This window comes from Corallococcus praedator (genome assembly GCF_003612125.1).
GTDB lineage: Bacteria > Myxococcota > Myxococcia > Myxococcales > Myxococcaceae > Corallococcus > Corallococcus praedator.
This window is the reverse complement of the sequence record NZ_RAWI01000567.1, coordinates 1-4,612: the sequence shown is the minus strand read 5'-3', so window position 1 is coordinate 4,612 and position 4,612 is coordinate 1. Positions and strand designations below refer to the sequence as shown.

General features: G+C 72.7%; 4 protein-coding genes. 3 read left to right on the top strand and 1 reads right to left on the bottom strand.

Annotated features, from left to right (window positions below; translation table 11 throughout):
• The first annotated feature begins 80 nt into the window (after positions 1–80).
• Entirely contained in the window at positions 81–1,265 is a 1,185-nt protein-coding gene (locus D7Y13_RS38850) for a tRNA-uridine aminocarboxypropyltransferase (RefSeq protein ID WP_120586062.1), read from the top strand.
• 55 nt (positions 1,266–1,320) lie between these two features.
• Here the strand turns inward: D7Y13_RS38850 and D7Y13_RS38845 are convergent, their stop codons facing one another.
• Entirely contained in the window at positions 1,321–2,328 is a 1,008-nt protein-coding gene (locus D7Y13_RS38845; RefSeq protein ID WP_233596019.1) for an acyltransferase family protein, read from the bottom strand.
• A 225-nt stretch (positions 2,329–2,553) separates the two neighbouring features.
• Here D7Y13_RS38845 and D7Y13_RS38840 point away from each other — a divergent pair, with 225 nt between their 5' ends.
• Both D7Y13_RS38840 and D7Y13_RS38835 read left to right on the top strand, forming a co-directional pair.
• Positions 2,554–3,369: a YfiM family lipoprotein gene (locus D7Y13_RS38840; protein ID WP_199732988.1), complete on the top strand. Its 816-nt coding sequence runs from the start codon at positions 2,554–2,556 to the stop codon at positions 3,367–3,369.
• 188 nt (positions 3,370–3,557) lie between these two features.
• Positions 3,558–4,612, top strand: a 1,055-nt coding sequence (locus tag D7Y13_RS38835) for a cytochrome-c peroxidase (RefSeq protein WP_120630980.1), incomplete at its 3' end; no start/stop codon positions are given.

Here is a 4,612-nt window from a genome sequence, read left to right as displayed (position 1 = left end):
GGGGGGAGGGGGCGCCCCTCCTGTCGGTGCTCAGGCCCGGGCCGCGGGCCGTCCGGGCGGAGGCGTGATAAAGGGCCGGCGTGCGTTCCTTCTGTGTCCGTTGCCTGCGTCCCGAGAGCGCGTGTTACTGCGCCCACGTTCCCCAACTGGAGACGCGCACGCGCGTGGTGTTCCTCCAGCACCCCCGGGAGCGGCGCGTGGCCATTGGCACGGCGCGCATGGCCCACCTGTCGCTGCCCAACTCCGAGCTGCACCGGGGCGTGGACTTCACCGGCCACGCCCGGCTGGAGGAGCTGGCGCGCAACCCGGAGCGCGTCGCGGTGCTCTTTCCCGGCGAGGACGCCATCTCCGTCGAGGATGCCCGGGCGAACCCGCCGGAGACGCTCATCGTCGTGGACGGCACCTGGCCGCAGGCGAAGAAGGTGGTGATGCGCAACCCGCTGCTCGCCGGCCTGCCGCGCATCGGCTTCGTGCCGCGCCGCCCGAGCAACTACCGCATCCGTGCCGAGCCCGCCGACCACTGCGTCTCCACCATCGAGGCGGTTGCGGAGATATTGGGGCAGCTCGAAGGCCGTCCGGAGCACTTCGACCGGATGCTGGGCGCGTTCGAGTTCATGGTGGACACGCAGTTGGAGCGGCAGGAGACGCGCGATGGCCCGGGGCGCCGCCGCATCTACAAGGGCGAGTGGCGTCCGCCCCTGGAGCTGCGCTCGCTGGCGGAGGCCTCCGAGCACCTGGTGCTCTTCTACGCGGAGGCCAACGCGCACCCGCTGGAGGCGGACATCCCGCCGGAGCTGGTGCACCTGGTCGCGTGCCGGCTGGCCACGGGGGAGCGCTTCGAGGCGGTCATCGCCCCGGAGCAGCCGCTGGCCTACAGCACGCCGCTGCATGTGGAATTGTCGGAGGAAGCGCTGCGCGCCGGTGAGCCCCGCGCGGAGGCGCTCGCCCGCTTCGAGGCGTTCCTGCGTCCGGAGGACGAGCTGACGGTGTGGACCACCTTCGCGCTGGACTTGCTGTGGAGTGGCGGCCTGTCGCGCAAGGCTGCGCGCAACGTGCGGCTCGCCACGGCGCGGGCGCTCAAGGGCAAGGCGGGCGGGGTGGAGCAGGCGGTGGAGATGCTCGGCGCGTCGGCGGTGAATCCGTGGGCCCAGGGCCGCGCGGGCCGCCGCATCGCCGCGCTGGAGTCCGTGGTGCGGGACCTGGTGGCCCGGGGGCTGGCGACGCAGCCGCCCGCGCGCCTGCCTCGCACCGGCACGGAAGGCTGAGCCGGGGCTTTCCGGCGGTCAGGGCACGGGGCGGCGCGGAAGGCCGCGCCCGTGGCTACTGGCCCAGGCGCGCGGTGCCCACGCGGGCACCCAGCGTCGTCGAGCCCGCGCGCCAGGGACGGGCCTGCTCGCGCATCCACCGTCCCAGACGGGCGATGAGGTAGCAGCCCACCAGCAGCGCCACCGACACGCCCAGCGCCGCGGCGATGCCCAGCCGGGGGCCGATGCGCTGCGAGAGGCCGGCGATGTCCGCCCAGCCGTACACCATCGGCAGGTGCAGCACGTAGAGCCACAACGACAGCCGCCCCAGCGGCGCCAGCAGTCCGCTCAGCCGCTGCGGCAGCAGGTTCACCCCGCCCAACACCAGCAGACCCTGCGCCACGCGGAACATCACCATCGTGGGGCTGGTGGGCGTCCACTCGACGGGCATCCACCGGGTGAGCGCCAGCAGCCCTCCGCCCAGCGCGAGGAGCGCGAGCCCCTGCGGCCACCCCGGCTTCAACAGGTGCAGCGCGTGCGCCGCGAAGGCCCCCGCGAAGAAGAAGCCCGCCCAGGGGAAGAACGGGAAGCGGCTGCCCTCGCCATTGCCGATGAACTGCTGCACCGGCACCGGCAGGTGCGCGCCTGCGTTCCACAGGACGGCGCTCGCCAGGGGGATGCCCACCGCCAGTCCGCCCAGGGCGAGTGCCCGCGCGCCCAGGTTCGGCGTCAGCACCAGCACGAACGCGCCCAAGAGCAGCGAGGCCCCGATGCACTGGAGCGCGTCGAACTGGAACACCTTGGCCAACATGGCGTCGGAGTAGCCCAGGTCGCGCACCGCGCCCCAGCCCGGCCAGTGCAGCAGGTATCCCAGGAACAGCAGCAGCAGCGCCCGGCGGAACCTGCGCCCGAAGGAGTCCTTCGCCGCGCCGGGACGCGTGCCCAGCGCCATCACCACCGCCCAGCCGCTCACCAGCAGGAACAGCGGCGCGGTGATGCCCCGCAGCTCCCAGTAGCGTTGGACCCACGGATGGTCTCGCAGCGCGGGCGCGAGCAGCGCATCCAGCGTGTGCCCCATCACCATGGCAACGACAGCCAGACCCCGCGCACCATCGAGCGCGGGGTGACGGGTTTGCCGGAAGCTGAGCGAAGGGCCGAGTCCGTTCAAAGCGCTCACGAGCATAAACCCAGCCGTGGGCCTCGTCTCCAAAACGCACCAACCGTGGGGGTTGGCAGGCTTCAAACCCACCCCGGATTTCACTCTGGGAGAGGGTCATTCGTCCGTCGGGGAATGCTACAGGATGGGTGCATGTCCCCGCGCACCGCCCTCGTCTCCGCCCTCGCGCTTCTCGCCGCCCCGACCGCTGCTGTCGCCCAATCCGGGGATGACTGGTTTGGCCCCGACAAGCCCAAGCACTTCGCGGCGTGTCTGGCCGCCACCGGCGTGGGCTATGGCGCGGGCGCGCTCCTGTTCGACACACCGGGCGCGCGGGCTCTCACCGGCGTGGGCCTGGGTCTGGGCGTGGGGGTCGGCAAGGAGGTGTATGACCGCGCACGCGGCAGCGTCTTCTCCATGAAGGACCTGGCGTGGGACACCGCCGGCACGGCCACCGGTCTACTGGCCGCGTTCCTCGTGGACCGCTTCATCACCGAGGTGCTCCTGCCCCCGCCCCGGAGCGTCGCCGTCGTTCGCGGGAGCGGCCGGAGCCTCCGGCGCGCCGGGACGGGCGCGGCGCTCCACGAACTTCAGCAGCAGGTCGCGTTGCAGGCGCGGCTCCACCAGGAGCAGGCGGCCCTCGGGGTCGTCGGTGTCGGAGACGAGCACGGTGACCTGCCGGCGTGGGCACTGGTTCATGCACCCGGTGGGCGTGACGCGGACCTGCCCGGCGAGGCCGCGGTCGGCCAGCTCCCCCTGGAGCCAGCGCGGCAGGTCCTGGCCTCCACCCCGGGCGCACTTCGTCAGGCATTTGCGACAGACGAGCACGTCCACCTCGCGCCCCTTGTCGCCCGCGTCGTCCTGCATCCGTCGTCCTCCCTGGCGTTCGCTTCCAGCCCGGACTTCCGCTTCCAGGCGGATGCCCCGGTCCGCGGTCCTGGCACGCCGCCAGGTCCGTGGATGAAGTGAAGGGGTAGCAGCGGGGGACTTGTTCCGCAGGGCTCCGCGTCCTGCCCGCCGGGCCGCTGTCCGGGCAGGCTTTGGACTGATGGGTACGGGTAGCCGGGATGCGGGGTGCGGCGTCTTGCCTCGGCGCACCGGGGGCAAGGCGCTGGTACGGTGCGCCCGCGCTGTTTCGCTCGCGGAAGGCCCCCCACATGCTGCGAACTCGACTGCTCCCGTGGTTCACCCTGTCGGCCCTGGGCCTTGGTGCGCTCGCCGGTTGTGAGCGTGCTCCGGAAGCGCCCGCCGTGGCGCCGCCCGCGCCCGCCGTCGCCGCCGCGAAGCCGCCCGCGCCGGATGCGGTCGCGGTGGCGAAGCTGGCCTCGCACTTCTTCCAGGCCCCGCGCGGCGAAGCGCCGCTGCCGGCGGACACCGAGGCGCAGGTGGCCCTGGGCCGCATGCTCTTCCACGAGCCCCGCCTGTCGAAGAACCACGACGTGTCGTGCAACACGTGCCACGGCCTGGACACCTTCGGCGTGGACAACAAGGCGCTGTCGGACGGGCACCGGGGGCAGAAGGGCAGCCGCAACTCGCCCACCGTCTACAACGCCGCCCGCCACATCGCGCAGTTCTGGGATGGCCGCGCCGCCACGCTGGAGGCGCAGGCCGAGGGCCCGATGATGAACCCGGTGGAGATGGCCATGCCCGACGCGAAGCGCGTCGAGGCCACGCTGTCCTCCATGCCCGAGTACACCGCGCGCTTCCACGCCGCCTTCCCGAAGGAGCGCAAGCCGGTGACGCTGGCGCACGCCGCGAAGGCCCTGGCCGCCTTCGAGCGCACGCTCACCACGCCGTCGCGGTTCGACCGCTTCCTCGCGGGCGAGCACGCGGCCCTCAGCGTCGCGGAGCAGCGCGGCCTGGAGGCCTTCGTCACCACCGGCTGCACCACGTGCCACAACGGCCCGGCGGTGGGCGGCACGTCGTTCCAGAAGCTGGGGCTGGTGGAGGAGTACCCGATGCTCACCGACGCGGGCCGCTTCGACGCGACGAAGAACGAGGACGACCGGGGCTACTTCCGCGTGCCCACCCTGCGCAACGTGGAGAAGACGGGGCCCTACCTGCATGACGGCAGCGTGCAGGACCTGCCCACCATGGTGCGGTTGATGGGGCGCTACCAGTTGGGGCGCACGCTGAAGGACGGCGAGGTGGACGACCTGGTGGCGTTCCTCAAGAGCCTCACCGGCGAGCTGCCCCCCGCCGAGCGCATCTC

Bases quoted from the DNA above. Each gene is read 5' to 3' on its own strand.
- D7Y13_RS38845 (WP_233596019.1), bottom strand. From the start codon at position 2,328: ATGGTGATGGGGCACACGCTGGATGCGCTGCTCGCGCCCGCGCTGCGA.
- D7Y13_RS38840 (WP_199732988.1), top strand. From the start codon at position 2,554: ATGTCCCCGCGCACCGCCCTCGTCTCCGCCCTCGCGCTTCTCGCCGCC.